This is a genomic window from Stenotrophomonas sp. STEN046 (assembly GCF_056759755.1).
Map to the genome: position 1 here is coordinate 1 of NZ_JBRRDR010000052.1, position 19,638 is coordinate 19,638.

At 66.7% G+C, this 19,638-nt stretch carries 24 protein-coding genes; 5 read left to right on the plus strand and 19 right to left on the minus strand.

What is annotated here, in order from left to right; translation table 11 throughout:
• The first annotated feature begins 186 nt into the window (after positions 1–186).
• Positions 187–894, plus strand: coding sequence for a YitT family protein (locus ACVOLJ_RS18315; protein ID WP_481564779.1), 708 nt, complete (start codon positions 187–189; stop codon positions 892–894).
• A 72-nt stretch (positions 895–966) separates the two neighbouring features.
• On the opposite strand, the gene ACVOLJ_RS18320 is transcribed toward ACVOLJ_RS18315, so the two are convergent.
• Together ACVOLJ_RS18320 and ACVOLJ_RS18325 are read right to left on the minus strand one after the other, a co-directional pair.
• Complete coding sequence (locus tag ACVOLJ_RS18320) at positions 967–1,512, minus strand: DNA-3-methyladenine glycosylase I (RefSeq protein WP_481564780.1); 546 nt, start codon at positions 1,510–1,512, stop codon at positions 967–969.
• The gene (locus tag ACVOLJ_RS18325) at positions 1,509–3,311 is read right to left on the minus strand and encodes a DUF7057 domain-containing protein (RefSeq protein ID WP_481564781.1); all 1,803 of its coding nucleotides are present in this window, start codon (positions 3,309–3,311) and stop codon (positions 1,509–1,511) included. The genes ACVOLJ_RS18320 and ACVOLJ_RS18325 overlap by 4 nt, the downstream gene beginning before the upstream one ends.
• Positions 3,312–3,376: 65 nt before the next feature.
• On the opposite strand from ACVOLJ_RS18325, the gene ACVOLJ_RS18330 reads away from it, so the two are divergent.
• Genes ACVOLJ_RS18330 through ACVOLJ_RS18340 form a run of 3 tightly spaced genes read left to right on the plus strand, consistent with a single transcriptional unit; the run spans position 3,377 to position 5,369 of the window.
• The gene (locus tag ACVOLJ_RS18330; RefSeq protein WP_475277606.1) at positions 3,377–3,943 is read left to right on the plus strand and encodes a YqgE/AlgH family protein; all 567 of its coding nucleotides are present in this window, start codon (positions 3,377–3,379) and stop codon (positions 3,941–3,943) included.
• Positions 3,936–4,403 (plus strand): Holliday junction resolvase RuvX, encoded by a 468-nt coding sequence (ruvX, locus tag ACVOLJ_RS18335; RefSeq protein ID WP_025874031.1) that lies wholly within the window; start codon positions 3,936–3,938, stop codon positions 4,401–4,403. Before ACVOLJ_RS18330 ends, ruvX begins: the two co-directional genes overlap by 8 nt.
• Before the next feature lie 15 nt (positions 4,404–4,418).
• Positions 4,419–5,369, plus strand: a complete 951-nt coding sequence (locus ACVOLJ_RS18340; protein WP_475277607.1) for an aspartate carbamoyltransferase catalytic subunit — start codon at positions 4,419–4,421, stop codon at positions 5,367–5,369.
• A 145-nt stretch (positions 5,370–5,514) separates the two neighbouring features.
• On the opposite strand, the gene ACVOLJ_RS18345 is transcribed toward ACVOLJ_RS18340, so the two are convergent.
• The 17 genes from ACVOLJ_RS18345 to ACVOLJ_RS18425 form a co-directional block, all read right to left on the minus strand.
• Positions 5,515–6,006, minus strand: coding sequence for an REP-associated tyrosine transposase (locus ACVOLJ_RS18345; protein WP_475277608.1), 492 nt, complete (start codon positions 6,004–6,006; stop codon positions 5,515–5,517).
• 133 nt (positions 6,007–6,139) lie between these two features.
• Complete coding sequence (locus ACVOLJ_RS18350) at positions 6,140–6,934, minus strand: carboxylesterase family protein (protein ID WP_475277609.1); 795 nt, start codon at positions 6,932–6,934, stop codon at positions 6,140–6,142.
• Between the two features lie 70 nt (positions 6,935–7,004).
• On the minus strand, positions 7,005–7,271 hold the full coding sequence (locus ACVOLJ_RS18355; RefSeq protein WP_475277610.1) for a hypothetical protein: 267 nt from the start codon (positions 7,269–7,271) through the stop codon (positions 7,005–7,007).
• Between the two features lie 11 nt (positions 7,272–7,282).
• Positions 7,283–8,644 (minus strand): magnesium transporter, encoded by a 1,362-nt coding sequence (gene mgtE / locus ACVOLJ_RS18360; protein ID WP_025874026.1) that lies wholly within the window; start codon positions 8,642–8,644, stop codon positions 7,283–7,285.
• A 139-nt stretch (positions 8,645–8,783) separates the two neighbouring features.
• Positions 8,784–10,553, minus strand: coding sequence for a phosphoenolpyruvate--protein phosphotransferase (gene ptsP, locus ACVOLJ_RS18365; protein ID WP_475277611.1), 1,770 nt, complete (start codon positions 10,551–10,553; stop codon positions 8,784–8,786).
• A 2-nt stretch (positions 10,554–10,555) separates the two neighbouring features.
• Positions 10,556–10,825: an HPr family phosphocarrier protein gene (locus ACVOLJ_RS18370; RefSeq protein WP_475277612.1), complete on the minus strand. Its 270-nt coding sequence runs from the start codon at positions 10,823–10,825 to the stop codon at positions 10,556–10,558.
• Positions 10,818–11,210, minus strand: coding sequence for a PTS sugar transporter subunit IIA (locus ACVOLJ_RS18375; RefSeq protein WP_049410624.1), 393 nt, complete (start codon positions 11,208–11,210; stop codon positions 10,818–10,820). Before ACVOLJ_RS18375 ends, ACVOLJ_RS18370 begins: the two co-directional genes overlap by 8 nt.
• Positions 11,211–11,625: 415 nt before the next feature.
• Complete coding sequence (gene rapZ, locus ACVOLJ_RS18380; protein ID WP_475277613.1) at positions 11,626–12,510, minus strand: RNase adapter RapZ; 885 nt, start codon at positions 12,508–12,510, stop codon at positions 11,626–11,628.
• Between the two features lie 29 nt (positions 12,511–12,539).
• Positions 12,540–13,490, minus strand: coding sequence for an HPr(Ser) kinase/phosphatase (gene hprK / locus ACVOLJ_RS18385; protein WP_004147299.1), 951 nt, complete (start codon positions 13,488–13,490; stop codon positions 12,540–12,542).
• On the minus strand, positions 13,487–13,939 hold the full coding sequence (locus ACVOLJ_RS18390; RefSeq protein ID WP_475277614.1) for a PTS sugar transporter subunit IIA: 453 nt from the start codon (positions 13,937–13,939) through the stop codon (positions 13,487–13,489). Before ACVOLJ_RS18390 ends, hprK begins: the two co-directional genes overlap by 4 nt.
• Before the next feature lie 21 nt (positions 13,940–13,960).
• Positions 13,961–14,278, minus strand: coding sequence for a ribosome hibernation-promoting factor, HPF/YfiA family (gene hpf / locus ACVOLJ_RS18395; RefSeq protein WP_004147311.1), 318 nt, complete (start codon positions 14,276–14,278; stop codon positions 13,961–13,963).
• A 58-nt stretch (positions 14,279–14,336) separates the two neighbouring features.
• Positions 14,337–15,773 carry an RNA polymerase factor sigma-54 gene (locus tag ACVOLJ_RS18400; protein ID WP_481564782.1) on the minus strand — a complete coding sequence of 479 codons (1,437 nt, stop codon included), beginning with the start codon at positions 15,771–15,773 and terminating at the stop codon, positions 14,337–14,339.
• 40 nt (positions 15,774–15,813) lie between these two features.
• Positions 15,814–16,533 (minus strand): LPS export ABC transporter ATP-binding protein, encoded by a 720-nt coding sequence (gene lptB / locus ACVOLJ_RS18405; RefSeq protein ID WP_025874019.1) that lies wholly within the window; start codon positions 16,531–16,533, stop codon positions 15,814–15,816.
• A complete protein-coding gene (gene lptA, locus ACVOLJ_RS18410) occupies positions 16,533–17,057 on the minus strand; it encodes a lipopolysaccharide transport periplasmic protein LptA (RefSeq protein ID WP_475277617.1) in 525 nt (174 codons plus the stop codon). The genes lptB and lptA overlap by 1 nt, the downstream gene beginning before the upstream one ends.
• Before the next feature lie 105 nt (positions 17,058–17,162).
• Positions 17,163–17,738 carry an LPS export ABC transporter periplasmic protein LptC gene (gene lptC, locus ACVOLJ_RS18415; protein ID WP_481564783.1) on the minus strand — a complete coding sequence of 192 codons (576 nt, stop codon included), beginning with the start codon at positions 17,736–17,738 and terminating at the stop codon, positions 17,163–17,165.
• The gene (locus ACVOLJ_RS18420) at positions 17,735–18,283 is read right to left on the minus strand and encodes a KdsC family phosphatase (RefSeq protein WP_481564784.1); all 549 of its coding nucleotides are present in this window, start codon (positions 18,281–18,283) and stop codon (positions 17,735–17,737) included. The genes lptC and ACVOLJ_RS18420 overlap by 4 nt, the downstream gene beginning before the upstream one ends.
• 67 nt (positions 18,284–18,350) lie before the next feature.
• A complete protein-coding gene (locus ACVOLJ_RS18425; RefSeq protein WP_475277620.1) occupies positions 18,351–19,352 on the minus strand; it encodes a KpsF/GutQ family sugar-phosphate isomerase in 1,002 nt (333 codons plus the stop codon).
• A 54-nt stretch (positions 19,353–19,406) separates the two neighbouring features.
• On the opposite strand from ACVOLJ_RS18425, the gene ACVOLJ_RS18430 reads away from it, so the two are divergent.
• Positions 19,407–19,637 carry a BolA family protein gene (locus ACVOLJ_RS18430; protein ID WP_089239309.1) on the plus strand — a complete coding sequence of 77 codons (231 nt, stop codon included), beginning with the start codon at positions 19,407–19,409 and terminating at the stop codon, positions 19,635–19,637.
• Position 19,638: the final 1 nt, after the last annotated feature.

The window sequence follows — 19,638 nt, forward strand, 5'->3', positions numbered from 1 at the left end:
GGACAAGCCCCCAAGGAGGGGGTCACGGCGTCCCCCGCTAACCCATCTCCCCCGGCCAGGCGCGGCTGTTGCTTCCAATACGTCCAGCCACGACGGGCTGCGCCGTTCGCTGGCTGAACGATTTCATCTGCAACTGTCATGCAGATCGTGTCTAATACCGCTCCCCACCCGCAGTGCCCCTCCTGTATGTCCCTCCAATCCCATGGCCCGGCGCCGTGCGACGACGCTGACGGCCACCTGGTCACCGCTGGCCCGCTGACCCCGCCACCCGATGTTGCCGGTACGCCCGCCGACGCGAAAGCGCTGCGCCACTCGGTCGCCGAGGACGTGCAGGGCATGGTGCTGGCCATGCTGGTGGCGTCGTTGGGCCTGGCGATCTTCGCCAAGGGCGGGCTGATGATCGGCGGCATGGCTGGCATGGCCTTCCTGCTGCACTATTCGCTGGGCTGGAACTTCGGCCTGGTGTTCGTGCTGGTCAACCTGCCGTTCTACTGGGTGGCGGTGCGGCGCATGGGCTGGGAATTCACCCTGAAGACCTTCGCCGCCGTCACCGCCTGCGGCCTGCTGACCGATATCCTGCCGCGCTGGGCCGATTTCTCGCACATCGCGCCGCTGTACTCGGCGCTGGTCGGCGGCGCGCTGTCCGGGCTGGGCATCCTGTTCTTCATCCGCCACCGGGCCAGCCTCGGCGGCATCGGCATCCTGGCGGTGTACCTGCAGCGCACCCGTGGCTGGAGTGCGGGCAAGGTGCAGATGTCATTCGATGCCTGCCTGATGGTGGCGGCCTTCTTCGTGCTGTTGCCGTCGCAGGTGATGTACTCGGCCATTGGTGCGGTGGTGCTCAGCCTGGTGCTGATGTTCAACCACCGCCCGGGCCGTTACATGGGCGTCTGACCGCACATTCTGATCGGTCTGCGTCCCGCCACCCAGTAGAGCCACGCCATGCGTGGCTGGCATGGACGCCGATCAGCCGCCTCGCGCCTGTACCCACGGCGGTGCCAGCTTCAACAACCGCGCATGCACCGGGCAATCCTCGGCGTGGGCACCGGGCAGGTAGCCCAGGCTCATCAGGAATTCGCCGGTGATCTCGCCACCGGTGAAGCGGAAGGTCTTCTTGAACAGCTTCACCCAGTCGGCCTTGGCGAGCGGGTGGTGCGCATCCAGCCATGCGGCGAAGCTGCCATGGCTGGCGCGCAGGCCCTGTATCACCTGCGCGTTGTGGATCGCGGCCAGCACCTTCAAGCGGTTGCGGATGATGCCGGGGTCAGACAGCAGACGCTCGATGTCCTGCTCGGCATAGGCCGCCACGCGATCGACGTCGAAAGCGTCGTAGGCCGTGCGGAAGCCTTCGCGCTTCTTCAGGATGGTTTCCCAGCTCAGGCCGGCCTGGTTGATCTCCAGCAGCAGGCGCTCGAACAGCTCGCGCTCGTCGCGTTGCGGGAAACCGTACTCGTTGGCGTGGTAGTACTCATGCACCGGGTGGCCCGGTGCGATGCGGCAGTATCCGCTCATTGCTCGTCTTTCATCCTGCCCTGGTCATGGGAATGGGTGAAGTTGGCCGGCCTGTCGCCCAGGGAAAGGTCGGGCCAGCGGCTGGGTGAAATGCGTAGCTGGCCAGCGCGAAGGGCCTGGGCTGCAGCCTTGCCATCGTCTTCGCGGAAGTTTACCTCGGCCACCTTGCGCCACTGTGCGTCCTCCCAGGCGTGCAGTGCACACCTCGGCCCCCAACTGCCGCCCTGCGTGCACAGCAGCACGTCCTGCTGGCCATCGCCATCCAGGTCGCGCTGCAATGCGATGCAGCCGTTGTCTTCCTTCACGCAATCGCTCGCATCCAGGCGCTCGAGCACGGCGGTCCACCAGCTGTCCGGCGGTGACGCGCTGCCCTTGGCCAGGGTGATGCGCTGCTTCAGCGTCGGCAGGTCGTAGACCCCGGCTTCCACGTAGTCTTCCAGGGTGTAGCTGGCGCCGCGTTTGCCGTTCAGTTGCTGGGCGATGATCGCCGCTGCACGCCGGTCGGCCTGGATGGCAGGGTCCTTCTGCAGCGAACGCAACGCATCCACGCCCGGGCGTCCGTTGTACTGCTGCAGTTGTCGGCTGTCGTTGACCGTCAGCGCGGAGGGATCGGCACGGATACGCGCGGCAAGGCTGTTGGCGGCGATGCGGGCCGGATCCAGTAGTGGCGTATTGCCCAGCACCGCCAGCGCCAGCACCGCCCAGCACATCATCCGGTTCACCGGCTCGATGCCCTGCAGCCAGCGCTCGCCCCGGCGCACCACCGCCACCGCATAGCCTGCCGCATAGCCGGCGGTGAGCACCGCAACGCCAACACCCCAGAAGCGCTCGATGGTCCAGCCATGCTGGCCGATGCGCAGCGCCAGCGAGTACAGTGCCACGCCTGCATAGATCGGCAGCACCAGCAGGCTGGCTTCCACCACCCGCCGCAGCAGGGCCGGGTAGGGGCGGTCGATGCCGGCGCGCTGGTAGACCGCGTTGACCATGCACACCAGCAACACTGCCAATGTCAGCATCTCCTGTGCCTGCGAGCGGTAGCCCCCCGCTGTGGCCAGGCCGGTCAGCGGCAGCGACAGCGCGAACAGCACCGCGATGAACGACAGCAGCGGCAGCAGCCCGCGGCAGAGCGCGAACAGCACCTGGCGGATGACCTGGATGGCACGGTGCTGGGTGCGCCCGATCAGCACGCCGAAGCCGGCCAGGGTGCCGGTCGCCAATGCGATGAACGCGCGTTCCCTGAACAGGTGATGGAAGAAATCCACTTTCACCACCGAGAACAACGCGGCCCACAGCCACAGCAGCAACCACGCCAGGCCGGTGAAGACCGCTGCCACCAGCAGCACCAGGCCGTTCTGCCATGCGCGCTCGAACAGCGCCGCGTAGTCTGCGCGCCAGTGTCCGTGCTGCAGGCGGAACTGCCACCACGGCAGCAGCACGAAGGTGGCGATGGCCAGGCAGGTTGACAGCGGATCGCGCAGGGACGCGACCCATGTGTTCTCGAAGCCGACAAGATTCCAGCCCACCCACGCGGCCAGTGCGATCACCAGCACCGAGGCCAACAGGGCATGCAGCCACAGGCGACGGTTGCGCAGGTCGACCAGGGTCAGTGCGATGGCCGACGGCACGGTCAGGACCCAGGCATTCCAGCCATAGCGGCAGGCCAGATCGTGGAAGGGCCAGTGCGGTGCCAGTTCCTGTGCGGCGTACAGGGCCAGGCCCTGCAGCAAGGCGATCAGCACGATCATGCTGCGCGTGGACCAGGGCAGCGGAACATCCTGTTGCATCGCTTCATCCTCCATGGAAGGGCTCCATCCTAGCCCAACCCTTCGCGCCTGCATCCGGCCCCAGCGGTTAGAATGGCGGCATGCCTGTAACGCCGACCTCTCTCGCCAATCACCTGCTCGTGGCGCTGCCGTCGCTGATCGACGCCACCTTTGCCCGTACCGTTGCGCTGATCTGCCAGCACGACGAGAACGGGGCGATGGGCGTGCTGGTCAACCAACCCTCCGAATACACGCTGGGTGAAGTGCTCGCACAGATGGACATCGCCACCGGCGATGGCGGTCTGCAGGCACGCCCGGTGCTCAACGGCGGGCCGGTGCATCCCGAGCGCGGCTTCGTCATCCACGACGATGCGCGCGCGTGGGATTCCAGCCTGGTGGTCGGAGACGGCCTGTACCTGACCACCTCGCGCGACATCCTCGAGGCGATGGCACGCGGCGAAGGCCCGGCCAACGCCGTGGTGACCCTGGGCTGCGCCGGTTGGAGTGCCGGCCAGCTGGAAAGCGAGCTGTCCGAAAACAGCTGGCTGACGGTGCCGGCAGACGCCGAGCTGGTGTTCCAGCTGCCCTTGGAACAGCGTTGGCAGGGCGCCGCGTCACGCATCGGGGTCGATCTGTTCCGCCTGACCGATTACAGCGGCCATGTCTGAGCCGGCCCTCATCCGCCGCGATGGCACGGTGCTCGGCTTCGATGTCGGCTCGCGCCGGATCGGCGTAGCCATCGGCAGTGCGTTCGCCGCGCATGCGCGCGCGGTGGCCGTGGTCGATGTGCATGGCAACGGCCCCGACTGGGCGGCGATCGAACGTCTGCTCAAGGAATGGAAGCCTGATGGCCTGGTGGTCGGCGATCCGCTGACCCTGGACGGCCAGGACCAGCCCAACCGCAAGCGTGCGCAGGGCTTCGCCCGCCAGCTGCGGGAACGATTCAAACTGCCCGTGGTGATGATCGACGAGCGTTCCAGCTCGGTCGAGGCTGCCCGCCGTTTCGCCGTCGAGCGCGCCGAAGGGCGCAAGCGCCGCCGGGATGCGGCCGCGCTCGATGCGGTGGCTGCCGCTGTGATCATCGATCGCTGGTTGTCCTCACCGGACGATGCCATTCCCATTCCCTGACCCGACGAACCTGCCATGACCGCCCAGCAACTCGATGACTCCGGCCGCCTGCGCCACCTGTTGACGCTTGAAGGTCTGCCCCGCGACACCCTGGTGCAGCTGCTTGATCGTGCAGGCCAGATCCGCGACGCCGCCGTGGGCCGCGTCGGCAACAAGCGCCACGTGCTGGGTGGCTCGGCGGTGTGCACGCTGTTCTTCGAACCCTCAACCCGTACCCGCAGTTCGTTCCAGCTGGCAGCGCAGCGGCTGGGGGCGGACGTACTCAACTTCGACGCCTCCACCTCGTCCACGCGCAAGGGTGAAACCGCCTGCGACACGTTGAAGAACCTGGAAGCCATGGGCGTGCGCGGGTTCGTGATCCGCCATCCCGATGACGGCGCCGTGGCGGCATTGGCCGAAGTGGCAGGTGAGGGCACCGCGTTGGTCAATGCCGGTGACGGTCGCAGCTCGCACCCGACCCAGGGCCTGCTGGACATGCTGACGCTGCGCCAGGCCAAGGGCCCGGATTTTTCGAAGATGAAGGTGGTGATCGTCGGCGACGTGAAGCACTCGCGCGTGGCCCGCACCGACCTGCATGCGCTGCGCACGCTGGGCGTGGGCGAGATCCGCGTGTGCGGCCCGCAGTCGCTGCTGCCGGACGATGAAACCCTGAAGGGCTGCGTGGTCGGCGATGATTTCGACGCGATGCTGGAAGGCGTGGATGCGCTGATGATGCTGCGCCTGCAGCGCGAGCGCATGGAGGAAGGGCTGGTGCCGTCGCTGGAGCAGTACCACGCGCAGTACGGTTTGAATGCCGCGCGCCTGGCGCGCGCCGGCAAGGACGCCGCCGTGCTGCACCCGGGTCCGATCAACCGCGGCGTGGAAGTGACCGACGAGGTGGCCGACGGCCCGCAGTCGTGGGTGCTGCGCCAGGTCGCCAACGGCGTAGCCGTGCGCATGGCCGTGCTGGAAACCCTGCTCGGTTAAGCCCGGCTTTGGTAGGTGCCAACCTTGGTTGGCACTGAACCGCCTCGGTGGGTGCCAACCGTTGGTCGGCACTGAACTGCCTGGGTGGGTGCCAACCGTTGGTTGGCACTGAACTGCCTCGGTGGGTGCCAACCGTTGGTTGGCACTATTCAGCCGACCCAGAATGCCCCATTGCCTGCAACTCCCCATCCATCTCCCATCGGCACCACGCATGGGGATACTCGCCAAGCTGCGTGGCAAGTCCTGCTCTGATTGGATTCCCCATCACGTACATGGCATGACGAAACAGCGATTCATCACAGCGGATCGCGTGATCGTGGTAGCTCGATTGCCAGAATCGTCCTGATCGGCCGAGCATGCGGTTGAGCTGCAATGCACTGCTCGATTTGAAGCGTTGCATGATGTAGTCCAGCGAAAATGCGCGGAGTTCAACAAGCCAATGGATGTGGTCCGGCATGACCACGTAGGCACATGAGTGCGTGAGGCCCTCAGTGTCAATCCGATGGAACACATCCATCACGATCTGTGCCGCGACAGCATCATCGAAGCAGCGTTGGCGCCCTTGCGTGACGGTAGTCAGGAGGTAGGATTGCCCAATGCGGGAATGGCGGCCAAGGCGTAGGCGTGCGCGGTTCATGAACACCAGCGTCTGCCCGCTGACCTTTCTTTGCTATCGGGCACTTACCTTGTTGCAGGTAGGGGCAGTGCCGACCAACGGTCGGCACCCACCAACAGCCGACCAACGGATGGTTTCCAGCAGAATATGGGGTTCAGCGCTTCTGCGCGAACAGCCATTCCCACATTGCCGGGTCGGCGTAGGTGGCGTCCCAGGCATTGTGGTTGCCGTCGGGGTATTCGGTGTAGCGCACGTCGCGCGCGCCGGCAGCGTTGAACGCGGCATGCAGCCGGCGGTCATCCTCCGGCGGCACCACATCGTCCAGCGCACCGTGGAAGATCCAGATCGGGGTGTGCTGCAGGCGTTGCGCGATGACCGCATAGGGCGCCGCTTCGTTGGCCACCTGTTCCACGAACAGGGTCGGGCGCACGGCACGCGGGGCCAGTACCGCGCCGCACACCGGCACGATCGCCGCGAAGCGTCGCGGGTCATCCAGTGCGATGTTCCAGCTGCCATAGCCGCCCATCGACATCCCGGTCAGGTACTGCCGTGCCGGGTCGGCGCCGAATTCGGCGAGGGTGGCATCCAGTGCCGCCACGGCCACGCGGTTGTTGCGGCCACTCCATTCCTCGTGGCCTGGCACCTGCGGGAACACCGCCAGTGCCGGGAAGTCGGGATGCTCGCGCAGGTAAGGGCCCAGGCCCGCGCGGGTCTGCTTGACGCCGTCGCCGCCACGCTCGCCGGAGCCATGCAGGAACAGCACCACCGGCAGCGGCCCCGTATCGCGCGCTGCAGCGGCAGGAATGAAGACCTGGTAGTAGGCGGTCTGCCCATCCACCTTCACCGCGCGCGCTTCGAAGTGTCCCCGCGCACCGGGTGGGGCGCTTGCGCATCCCGTCATCAGCAACAGGGCCGACAGCGGCAGCCAGCGCAGGAGCGATCGAAGCATGGCGATTCCCATCGGGGCGAGGTCGCCTCGATGGTAGTGCGCGCCGGCACGCCGGGCATCGTGCGCCGCATCACTGCGGGCGCGGGAAGCTGGCGATGATGTCCAGTTGCTCCTGTGCCTCGGTATTGCCCTCGGCCGCGGCTGCCTGCACCTGCGCCATGTCCGGGTGCAGCACCACCAGCAGCGGGTTCTCGCAGACGGGGCAGGCGTACTCGGCCGCCTCTTCGTCCAGTTCCATCACCATCGCCCGCGAACTGCCCTTCCACTCGCAGGCCGCACAGGTATGCGGCTGCTCTCGCCAGCCGGGCTGGAAGTAGTTTTCAATCGTTGTTGCCATCGCGGTTCCAGTCAGTGCAGCAGGACCATGGTGGCCAGGCCCAGGAAAGTGAAGAAGCCCATCGAGTCGGTCACGGCGGTCAGGAAAATGCCGCTGGCCAGCGCCGGGTCGAAGCCGAAGCGCTTCAGCCCGAGCGGCACCAGCACGCCGGCCAACGCGGCGAACAGCAGGTTGCAGGTCAATGCGATGGCGATCACCGCCGACAGGCCGGGCGAATGGAACCAGGCGAGTACGATCAGGCCCAGCACCGAGCCGAGCACCACGCCGTTGAGCAGGGCCACCCGTACTTCCTTCCACAACAGCGTGCGGGCGTTGGAACTGCCGACCTGGCCCAGCGCCAGGCCACGCACCATCAACGCCAGCACCTGGGTGCCGGCATTGCCGCCGAGGCCGGCGACGATCGGCATCAGCACTGCCAGCGCCACCAGCTTGTCGATGGTGCCTTCGAAGTGGCCGACCACGCTGGAGGCGAGGAAGGCGGTGCACAGGTTCACCGACAGCCACATCAGGCGGCGACGCATCGCGCGCCAGACCGGGCTGAACAGATCCTCGTCCTCGTCCAGGCCGGCGGCGCCCAGCGCCTGGTGCTCGGCCTGGCCACGGATGATGTCGACCACGTCATCGATGGTGATGCGGCCGATCAGGATGTTGTTGTCATCCACCACCGGCGCGGAGATCCAGTCATGGTCGGAGAACTGCCGCGCCACTTCCTGATCGCTCTCGCCGACGTCGATGGCCGGCTGCTCGTCATCGATCAGGCGGTTGATCGGCGTGGTGTCTTCATGGGTCACCAGCGAGGCCAGCGACACCCGGCCCAGGTACTGGTGGCGGCGGCTGACCACGAACAGGTGATCGGTGTGGTCGGGCAGTTCGCCGCGCAGGCGCAGGTAACGCAGCACCACGTCGACGTTGACGTCGGCGCGCACGGTCACCACGTCCGGGTTCATCAGGCGGCCGGCGCTGTCCTCGGGGTAGGACAGCACCTGTTCCAGGCGCTCGCGGTTCTCGCGGTCCATCGACTTGAGGACTTCGTCGATGACCGTGTCCGGCAGATCCTCGACCAGGTCGGCCAGATCGTCGATGTCCAGGTCTTCGACCGCGGCGATGATCTCGTCCGGGTCCATGTCGGCGAGCAGGCTTTCGCGCACGTCGTCGCCGACGTGGACGAGTACCTCGCCATCATCTTCCGGATCAACCAGGCCCCAGACGATTTCGCGTTTGCCGGGCGGCAGCGATTCGAGCAGGTTGCCGATCTCGGCCGGGGCCAGGGTGTTGACCAGGCGGCGCACCGGGCCCAGCCGGCCACTGTCCAGTGCATCGGACAGCATCCGCAACTGGCGCGCAGTCTTGTCGTGGCGTACAGCCTCAGCCATCGCAGCTCCCGCGGGATAAGAAAAGCCGCGATCCTGGCAAGGATGCGGCAACAGGGGTGTTCAGCGCGTCATTATCGCAAGGGGATGTTTCAACGCATAGCCGCAGGGCATGGCCCGGCGCTACCAGGACGTGCGGCGATCAGGATGCGTCGGCCACCAGCGCCAGCCAGCGCTCGATCGCGCGCCGGTCGCGTGCGGCCAGCAACTTGGGCGCACGGGCACGCAGGGCCGCCAGATCGGCGTCGCGGACAGCGCGGCGGACTTCCAGCAGGGTGCCCGGATGCAGGCTGAATTCGGTCAGGCCCAGCGCCAGCAACAGCGGGGTCATCCGCGCATCGCCCGCGATCTCGCCGCACACCGCCACCGGAATGCGGTGGCGCGCACCGGTCTCGATGACCATCTGCAGCAGCCGCAGCACGGCCGGGTGCAGCGGCGAATACAGTTCGCCCAACGCTTCGTTGTTGCGATCAGCGGCCAGCAGGTACTGCACCAGATCGTTGGTGCCGATCGACAGGAAGTCGACCAGGTCGATGAAACTCTCCAGCGACAACGCGGCGGCGGGCACTTCGATCATCGCGCCCAGCGGCACGTGTTCGGCCACCATGTGGCCCTCGGCGCGCAGCTGTTCACCGAGCTTGAGCATGCGCCGGCGCACGGCCAGCAGTTCATCGCGGGTACTGACCATGGGCACCAGCACGCGCAGCTTGCCGTAGGCCGAGGCACGCAGGATCGCGCGCAGCTGGGTGTCGGCCACCTTCGGGCGGGCCAGCGACAGGCGTACACCGCGCAGGCCAAGCGCAGGATTGTCCTCGTTGCTGAGGGTCAGCCCGGTACGGTCTGCCTTGTCCGCGCCCAGGTCCAGCGTGCGGATGGTCACCGGGCGTCCGCTCATGCCCAGCGCGGCGTCGCGGTAGGTCTGGAACTGCTCCTCTTCGTCCGGCAGCTCGTTGCGCTGCAGGAACAGGAATTCGGTGCGGTACAGGCCCAGGCCCTGGGCACCCAGCGCATGCGCCTGGGTCACATCCTCCAGCGATTCGGCGTTGGCCAGCAGGGCGATGTCCACCAGGTCACGGGTACGGCTGGGCTTGCTGCGCAGGCGGCCGAGCTCGCGCTGCTCGCGTGCGTGTTCCTTCAGGCGCGCCCGGTAGTCGCGCAGGTTGTCGGCCTGCGGGTTGACGGTGATGCTGCCGTCGGCGCCATCGATGATCAGCACGTCACCGTCGATCACCCGGTTCAGCAGCTGCGGCACGTTGACGATCAACGGCAGGTGCAGGCTGCGGGCAAGGATCGCGCTGTGCGACAGCGCGCTGCCAGCGGTGGTGACGATGCCGACCACGCCCTGCGACTGCAGCTGCGCCAGCTCGGACGGGGCGATGTTGTCGCAGACCAGGATCTCGCCGGCCAGGCCCTTCACTGCCGCGGGGCGTTCGGGCTGCAGGAAGGCATGGATGCGGCCGATCACGTGATCGAGATCGTCCATGCGGCTCTTCAGGTAGGCATCGTCCATGCCGTCGAAGACCTTGGCCAGGCGGTCGCGCTGCACCCGCAGTGCGTAGCCGGCACTGTAGGGGCCGCTGCGGATCAGTTCGTCCAGGCCGAACAGCAGCTCGGGGTCGTCCAGCAACAGCGCATGCAGGTCGAGGAACTCGCCCACTTCCTGGTTCAATGCGCCCTGCAGGCGCTGGCGCAGTTCATGCATTTCCGCGCGTGCCGCATCGACCGCGCGATGCAGGCGCGACAGTTCGGCTTCAACCTGCGAGGGGGCGACACGCTGCTCTGCCACTTCCAGTGCATGCGGCAGGCGCACGCGGGCGCGGCCCATCGCCGAGCCGCGGGCAGCGCCATGGCCGGCCAGCAGCTGTACCGGCCGCTGGCCGTTCACAGGTTGGCCGGCGCGTGCGCGCGGCACCCTCAGCTGTCCTCGTCGAAACGACGCTCGAACAGATCGACCACCGCATCCATCGCCGCAGCTTCGTCTTCGCCGTTGATGCGGATGGTGATCGGGGTACCTTGCCCGGCCGCCAGCAGCATCACGCCCATGATGCTCTTGGCGTTGATCTCACGGCCCTTGGCGGCCATGGTCACGTTGCAGCGGAACGGCGCCAGCGTCTGTACCAGCTTGGCGGTGGCCCGGGCATGCAGGCCCAGGCGGTTGCTCACGGTGAGTTCTCGTTCAAGCATCGTCGACTATCGCTCCATTACGGGTGCCCGCCGCCGCAGTGGCGGGCAGTTGATCCAGTCCCTGTTCCGGATAATTCATCACCCGCAGCAACATCGGCAGACTCAACGCTGATACCCGGCGGACCGGGGTTCCCAACCGGGCCAGCTGCCCGGCGAGGTTGGCAGGGCTGGCGCCGTACAGGTCGGTCAGGATCAGCACGCCATGTCCTCCATCGACCCGCCGCAGCGCGGCCGAGGCAAGGGGGAGCAGGGCGTCCAGGTCTGCGTCGAACGGTACTTCGAAAGCTTCGGTTTTCAGCGGCAATTGCCGCAGGAGCCGGGTCGCCACGTCAAGCAGGGCGGTCCCGACCCCAGGATGTGTTACGAGGAGAATGCCACAGGTCATTACTGCACGTTAACAGGTCAAGGTGAATTGGCGATAGCAGCAGAACAGGGGCACTGTGTCCCGTATTCAGTGTTGCTCGGGTCGGAGCCGTTTTTCGTTGAAAGAGGGGTCCGACCCCATCCGTTTTTCGATGCCTGGCAGAGAGTCATCCACGCATGGCGTGGATCTACCGTGTCGACCAAGGTCGACACCTGCCAACAGCAGCAGAAATCTGTCAGAGGTGGGGCGGTTTGGGTCTGCAGGACCGTTGGCGCCATGGATGGCGCCATCGAGCCCCCAAGGACGGGTTTACGGCGTGTCCTGCATACCCACACCGCCCCGCCAACCCACGAAACCCGGCAATCGCTGTTGCAGTTGACGTTGCCGTTGATTTGGCCTCTGCGGGTGCCGGGCGCAGCCCGGCCGCCCCCCCCCCTCAATCCTGTTCGCGGTGGTACGTCGCCACGTCTTCCCAGCCCATCTCGCGCGCATGCCTGGCCATGCGTTCGGCCAGGAACACCGAGCGATGCTTGCCGCCGGTGCAGCCGAAAGCCACGGTCACGTAGCTGCGCGTGCCATCCCCCAGCTTGGGCAGCCAGGTGTCCAGGAAATCCATCAACTGGGACAGGTAACGCTGCACGTCCGGCTGTGCTTCCAGGTAATCACGCACGCCCGGCTCGCGGCCACTGAGCGCACGCAGGTCCGGGTCCCAGTGCGGGTTGGGCAGCACGCGCGCATCAAACACGAAGTCGGCCTCGGCCGGCACGCCGCGCTTGTAGGCGAACGATTCAAACAGCAGCGACAGGCGGGTGGCATGGCCCATCGCAAATTCGGTGATGATCCTGCGGCGCAGCTGGTGCACGTTCAACGCGCTGGTGTCGATCACCGCATCGGCCTCACGGCGCAGCGGCGCGATCAGTTCGCGTTCGCGGGCGATCGCTTCGGGCAGCGACAGGCCGAGCTGGCTCAACGGGTGTCGACGCCGGGTATCGGCATAGCGCTTGAGCACAGCCTCATCGCTGGCCTCGAAGAACAGCACCTTGGCATCCACGCCGGCATCGGTAGCCAGCTTGCGCCAGTTGCTCAGCTGGGTCAGGTCGCTCTGGCCGCGCACGTCGATGCCGACCGCCAGGCGGCGGGATGCCGCGCCGTCATGATGGCTCAGCACGTTGCGCACGAAGTCCGGCAGCAGCTGGATGGGCAGGTTGTCCGAGCAGTAGTAGTCCTGGTCCTCGAAGGTCTTCAGGGCGACGGATTTACCCGAGCCGGACAGGCCACTGACGATGATCAGGGTCGGGGCGGTGGGAGTAACGGTGCTCATGGACAGGCTCTTCGAAGGACAGGGGGAGGTCAGGGCGTTCGCCGTTCCAGCAGGTTGCTGTGGCGGGCGATGAACATCGCCGCCGGGTCGATACCCTTGGTACGCAGAATGTGCAGGCGGGTGGCCGCCTCGGTCAGCACGGCCAGGTTGCGGCCCGGCATCACCGGCAGGGTGATCAGCGGCACGTCCAGGTCAAGCACGTGGCGGGTACCCGAATCGCCGGTCAGGCGCTCGTAACCGTGGGGCGTAGGCTCGGTCATCGGCTTGGTCAGGTGGACGATCAGTCGAAGGTACTTGTTCTTCTTTACGGCCGTATCACCAAACATCTCGCGCACGTTCAGCACGCCCAGCCCGCGCACTTCCAGCAGGTCCTGCAGCAGTTCCGGGCAGGTGCCATCGAGGACGTCGGGAGCGATCTGGGTGAATTCGGGCGCATCGTCAGCCACCAGCCGGTGGCCGCGGCTGAGCAGTTCCAGTGCCAGCTCGCTCTTGCCCGAGCCGGCCTCACCGGTGATCAGCACGCCGATGGAATAGATTTCCATGAACACGCCATGCAGGATCACCCGCGGCGCCAGCGTGCGCGCCAGGTGGTAAGACAGATGGTTCAGCAGTTCGTGGCCACGCTTGGGCGACAGCCACAGCGGCGTGCCCGATTCATCGGCGGCCGCGCGCAGGTCTTCCGGGCACGGCTGGTTGCGGGTCAACACCAGCGCCAGCGGGTGCGACTGCATGATCTTCTCGATCGTTTCCCAGCGCTGGCGCGGTTCCAGCGCATCCAGCCAGGACAGTTCCTCGGTGCCCAGGATCTGCACCTTGTTGGGGTAGATCGCGTTGAGGTATCCGGCCAGCGAAGGGCGCCGCGACACCGTGTTGCCGGCCTCCAGCTCGCGTTTTTCGCCGGACTTGCCTGCGGCCCAGCGCAGCCCCAGCCGCTCGCGCTGCTGTTCGAACAGTTCACGGGCGGTGATGCTGGTATTCATGCGGCGCTCGCAGGTGGGGGCATGTCCAGGGCCTGCCGCAGCGCCCGCGCATCGCCGGCCTCGCGCAGCGCCTGGCGGATGTCCGGCGCTGAAAACAGCTCGGCCAGTTCAGACAGCAGCATCAGGTGTTGATGGGTGTAGTGCGCGGGGACGGCCATTGCGAACACCAGGTCCACCGGTTCGTCGCCACCGAAATCGACCGGGGTCTGCAAGCGCAGCAGCGCGCCGCGGGGGCGATCAAGTGCGGGTGCACGTCCATGCGGGATCGCGATGCCGTAGCCGATCGCGGTACTGCCCAGCGCTTCACGCTGGCACAGGTTGAGATAGATCTGTTCGGCGTTGGCCTGGCGGCAGGCCAGCAACCCGGCGGCGGCCTGCAGGACGCTGTCGCGGTCGGTGGCCGTGCAGAGCTGGGTCTGCACGGCCGCCAGGAGGTCAGTCAGGGGCATGTCTGCGGGGAGCGGTGGCGATCAGCCGCCATTGTCGCCCACCGGCAGCGGTGCGTGCTGCTGTTTTTTCTCCTTGTGCTTGATCACCAGGCGGTCAAGCTTGTCCGCCAGCAGGTCGATCGCGGCATACATGGTCTGCGCGTTGGCTTCAGCGTGCAGGGTCTGACCCGGAATATTGAGGCTGGCGTCGACGTGGTGTTCGGTCTTCTGCAGCTTCAGGGTCACCCGCGCTTCGCAGTGCTGGTCGAAGTGTTTGCCGATCCGGGCCAGCTTTTCCTCTACATAGGACTGCAGGGCCGGGGTGACTTCGACATCTTTGCCAAACGTTTCGATGCGCATCGGGTTTCTCCTGTGATCGGATGTGCCAATGAACCTCTCCGCCGGGCGCGGCGGCGCGTCAAACGATTCTGACTCTTTCGTGCGAGGCGGAGATGTTCATGGCCTCACGATACTTCGCCACGGTGCGCCGCGCTACTGGAATACCCGAGGATTTGAGCAGGTCAGCCAGCTTGGCGTCAGAAAGCGGCTTGCGCGGGTTCTCGTCATCGATCAAGCGCCGGATCATGGCCTGGATGGCCGTGCTGGAGGCCTCGCCACCGCCTTCGGTATCGATGCCGGAAGCGAAGAACGAGCGCAGCGGCAAGGTGCCGCGCGGCGTGCGCACATGCTTGCGGGCGATCGCGCGCGACACGGTGGATTCGTGCAGGCCGAGTTCGCCGGCGATCTCACGCAGGGTCAGCGGGCGCAGGGCCTGTTCGCCGAACTCGAGGAACCCGGCCTGTTGCTGGATCAGGCTGCGCACCACCCGCAGCAGCGTTTCGCCCCGGGCCTGCAGGCCTTTCAGCAGCCAGCGCGCCTCCTGCAGTTGCCCGCGCAGGTAACCGGCGTCAGCTTCACCGCAGCGGCGGATCAGCTGTTCATAGCCGCGGTGGATCACCAGCCTGGGCCCGGCATGGGCGGCCAGCGCTGCGCGCCAGATGCCGTTCTGGCGCCAGACCACGACATCGGGCACCACGTAGGTGTCCTGGGCCAGCGGTGCGATCTGGGTGCCCGGGCGCGGGTCCAGCGAGCGCAGCAGGGCGACGGCGGTCTCGACGTCGGCCAGGGGCTGCTTCAGTTCCTGCGCCAGGCCGGTCACGCCACTGCGTGGCAGGCGTTCGAGGGGGCCTGCGGCAATCTGCAGCGCCAGGGCCAGGCCGGGTGTTACCGGGTCCAATACGTCCAGCTGCAGCCGCAGGCATTCGCCGAGGCTGCCCGCGGCGATGCCCACAGGATCGAAACGCTGCACCTGGTGCAGCACGGTCAGTATTTCGTCTTCATCGGCATGGATGGCCGGCAGCAGCGCCTCGGCGACGGTGCTCAGCGGCTCGCGCAGGTAACCGTCATCATCAAGGGCGTCGATCAGTGCAGCGCCGATGCTGCGGTCGCGTAGCGACAAGTGCGATAGATGCAGCTGCCACAGCAGGTGGTCGGCCAGGGTCTCGGTTTCGGCGACGCGCTCGGCTGCACTGCCGGTGTCCTCGTCATCGTCGAAACTGCCACTCCCGCCGGCGCTGCTCCAGTCCAGTTCGGCGGGCGCCCAGTCATCGCCTGTGCTGTTGTCGGCGCTGTCGGGCGGAGCATCCTGCTCGCTGCCGGCGTCGTCGCCGTCACTGCTGGCGCCGGTGCTTTCGTCGCTGCTGTCCGACCAGTCCAGCAGCGGGTTGCTCTCCACGGCCTGGGCGATTTCCAGCTCCAGTTCGGTCGTGGACATCTGCAGCAGCTTGATCGCCTGTTGCAGCTGGGGCGTAAGCACCAGCTGCTGTCCCAACGATGTCTGCAGCCGAGTTTTCATGCCTGTGCCGAACGGAAGGGAGAGGGCCCGGCGGCCGCGGTCACAACTTGAAGGAATCCCCAAGGTAGACGCGGCGCACGTCGGCGTTGTCCAGGATCGCCTCCGGCGAGCCCTGGGCAAGCACGGTGCCCTCAGCGAGGATATACGCGCGGTCGCAGATTCCCAAGGTTTCGCGCACGTTGTGGTCGGTGATCAGCACACCGATGCCGCGCTGCTTGAGATGGGTGACGATGCGCTGGATTTCACCGACCGAGATCGGATCGACACCGGCGAACGGTTCGTCCAGCAGGATCAGGCGTGGCTTGGCAGCCAGTGCGCGCGCGATCTCGCAGCGGCGACGCTCACCACCGGACAGGCTGGCACCCAGCTGTTCGGAGACGTGGCCCAGCTGCAGTTCGTCCAGCAGGCTGTTCAATTCACGCTCGCGGCCGGCCGAATCCAGGTCCTCGCGCAGTTCCAGCACCAGGCGCAGGTTGTCGGCCACGGTCAGCTTGCGGAACACCGAAGGTTCCTGCGGCAGGTAGCCCACGCCCTGCTTGGCGCGGGTGTACATCGGATCACCGGTGATGTCCTTGCCGTCCAGCACGATGCTGCCGGCATCGGCGCCGACCAGGCCGACGATCATGTAGAAGCATGTGGTCTTGCCGGCACCGTTCGGACCCAGCAGGCCAACCACTTCGCCAGCATCGAGGGTAAGCCCGAAGTCCTTGACGACTTCGCGCTGCTTGTAACGCTTGCGCAGGCCAGTGGCGACGAGCATTACTTCTTGCCTCCGGCCGGGGCGGGTGCCGCCGCCGGCGTCTTGTTCTTGGGCGGAATGACAGTACGCACGCGGCTGCCATCGCCGCCGGAATTCATTTCACCCGTACGCGTGTTGTAGACCATGCGCTGGCCGGCGTTGGTACCGCGCGCGCTGGTGACCTTGTAGTTGCCGGTCAGGGTGATGATCTCGGTGGTGATGTCGTAGTCGATCCGGTCGGCCACGGCATCCATCCAGGTGCCGTCATCGAGCTGCTGCTTCATCTTGGCCTGCTTGCCGGTGAAGACCGCACGCACGGCTTCGCCGCCCTTCAGGTAGATCTCGGCTTCGGACGAGCGCAGGTCCAGCGAGCCCTGGGTGATGATCACACCGCCCGACAACACGGTCTTGCCGTCGCCGGTGAGGGTACCGGACTGCGCTCCGGAATCGATGTTCATTGCTTCATTGCGGTCGGTCGACTTGGCAAAGCCGACGGCCGGGACAAGAAGACTGAGCGCGAGTACGGCTGCAAAGGGAATCTTCATGGAGGTCCGTTCTACCGGTGGAGGCCCCGCCGGTTCGACCGGGAGGCACGGGTGGGGGCTGCCTGCGCCGCGCCTGTCCGAAGACGTCGCGGGCCGGCGGCGGGATCAGCGCTTGGGCGTGTAACGGCCCTTGGACTGGCTGAGGAAATGATACGTGTTGTTCTTCGAATCCACTTCGAACCCGACGCCGGACTGTTCCATGCCCGGTCGGGTCATGGTCACCAGCGCATCGGTGCGCGCACGGTTTTCCTTGGGGAACACGTCCAGGTGGTCGGTGCGGAAGGTGGTGGGCACCACGCCCGGGCCGGCAGGGCTGTCACCGGCGACATTGCCGCGCAGCTTCATCTGGTCACCCTTGGCGCTGAGCCAGCCGGTTTCCGAACGCAGGGTCCAGTGCTTGCCGTCCTTGTCGGGCATCTCGAACAGCGGAGTGGTGATGTTGAGGGTCTGGTCGCCACGCTGGCGTTCCAGCAGCGGCGCGCGCAGGGTGGTCGATTCCTTGCCGTGCTCGTCCAGGGCCACAATCTGGAAATCGTGCAGGATGTAATCCACGCCTGCATCCTGGCCTTCGACGACCGGTGCCTTGTCGCGGTTGCGCAGCGCCGCCCAGCTGGTCAGCAGTGCCGCCAGCAGCAGGCCCACGCCGAGGATCATGCGCCAGTTCAGGGCAGGAGCATTCATGCGCCGAACCTCGCCAGCACTGCATCCAGGCGACCCTGGGCGGCCAGCAGTACATCGCACAGCTCGCGCGCGGCGCCGCGGCCGCCATCGGCGCGGGTGATCCAGTGCACGCGCTCGGCAATCCAGGGGTGGGCATTGGCCGGGGCCACCGCCAGCCCGACCGCGCCCAGTGGCGCCAGGTCCGGCAGGTCGTCGCCCATGAACGCGACCTGGTCCAGGCCGATGCGGTGCTGCGCGCACAGGGCCTGCACGCTGGCCAGTTTGTCGCCGACCGCGATCTGGGTGTCGATGCCCAGGTCGGCGCCGCGCCTGAGCGCGGACTGGCTGTTGCGCGCGGTGATCAGCACGGGATGGATACCGTGCTGCTGCAGCAGTTTCAGGCCCAGGCCATCCTGCACGAAGTACGCCTTGCTCTCGTTACCGTCCTTGTCGTAGTACAGCCGACCATCGGTGAGGGTGCCGTCCACGTCGAAACAGGCCAGGCGGATGTTGGCCGCAGTGGCATGCAGATGGGCGGGGAAGGCGGGCAGCGGGGACCAGGGCATCAGGGCATCGGACTCGACGGTTGTAGGGTGGGGCAGTACAGACTGAATGGGGTCTACCGACTGTCGGTTAAACCACCCGGGCCCGCAACAGGTCATGAATGTTCAGGGCGCCGACCGCGCGACCCTGCCCATCGACCACGATCAGGCCGTTGATCTTGTGGGTTTCCATCAGGCGCGCCGCCTCTACTGCCAGCTGGTCGGCACCGATGGTACGCGGCTGCCGGGTCATCACGTCGGCGATCTTCGCCTTACGCACGTCCAGGTCGGTATCCAGCGCGCGGCGCAGGTCGCCGTCGGTGAACAGGCCGATCAGCACGCCACCTGCGTCGACCACGGCGGTCATGCCCAGGCGCTTCCGGCTCATTTCCATCAGCGCTTCGCTGAGGGTGGCGCCCGCGTCGACCCGGGGCAGCTCCTCGCCACTGTGCATCACATCGGTGATGTGCAGCAGCAGGCGGCGGCCGAGGCTGCCGGCCGGGTGGGAGCGGGCGAAATCGTCGGCGGTGAAGCCGCGCGCGTCGAGCAGGGCCACGGCCAGGGCATCGCCCATTGCCAACGATGCGGTGGTGCTGGAGGTGGGGGCCAGTGCCAACGGGCACGCTTCGGCCGGCACGCTCACATCCAGATGCATGTCGGCGGCGCTGGCCAGGCTGGACTGGGGGCGGCCGGTCATCGCGATCAGGATGTTGCCCTGGCGCTTGAGCACCGGCAGCAGCATCAGCAGCTCGTCCGACTCGCCCGAATAGGACAGGGCCAGCACCACGTCATCTTCGGTGATCATGCCCAGGTCGCCGTGACCGGCCTCGCCCGGGTGCACGTAGAACGCCGGGGTGCCGGTGGAGGCCAGCGTGGCGGCGATCTTGCGGGCGATATGGCCGGATTTGCCCATGCCGGTGGCAACCACCCGGCCGCGGCTGACCAGGATCGCCTGGCAGGCCTGCTGGAAGGCATCGCCAAGACGATCGGCCACGGCATCCAGCGCCTGCCGCTCGATCTCGAACACGCGGCGGCCACTGGCGACCAGGCCGGCAGGGTCGACGGAACGGGGGGGCAACAGGGATTCGGCCATGCGGACGCCACGCAGCGGAAGTAGAATGGACGTACATTTTATTAGGAAAGCCCGTTGGACGCCGACACCATCCGCAATCTGATCGAAACCGGCCTGCCCGGCGCCCGCGCCGACGTACAGGGTGACGATGGCGTGCATTTCGAAGCGACCGTGGTCAGCGAGGCCTTTGCCGGCAAGATGCCGCTGGCCCGCCACCGGATGGTGTATGCCACTCTGGGCGACCTGATGGGCGGCGCGATCCACGCGCTCGCATTGAAGACCGTGACCCCGGCCGAAGCCGGCTGAA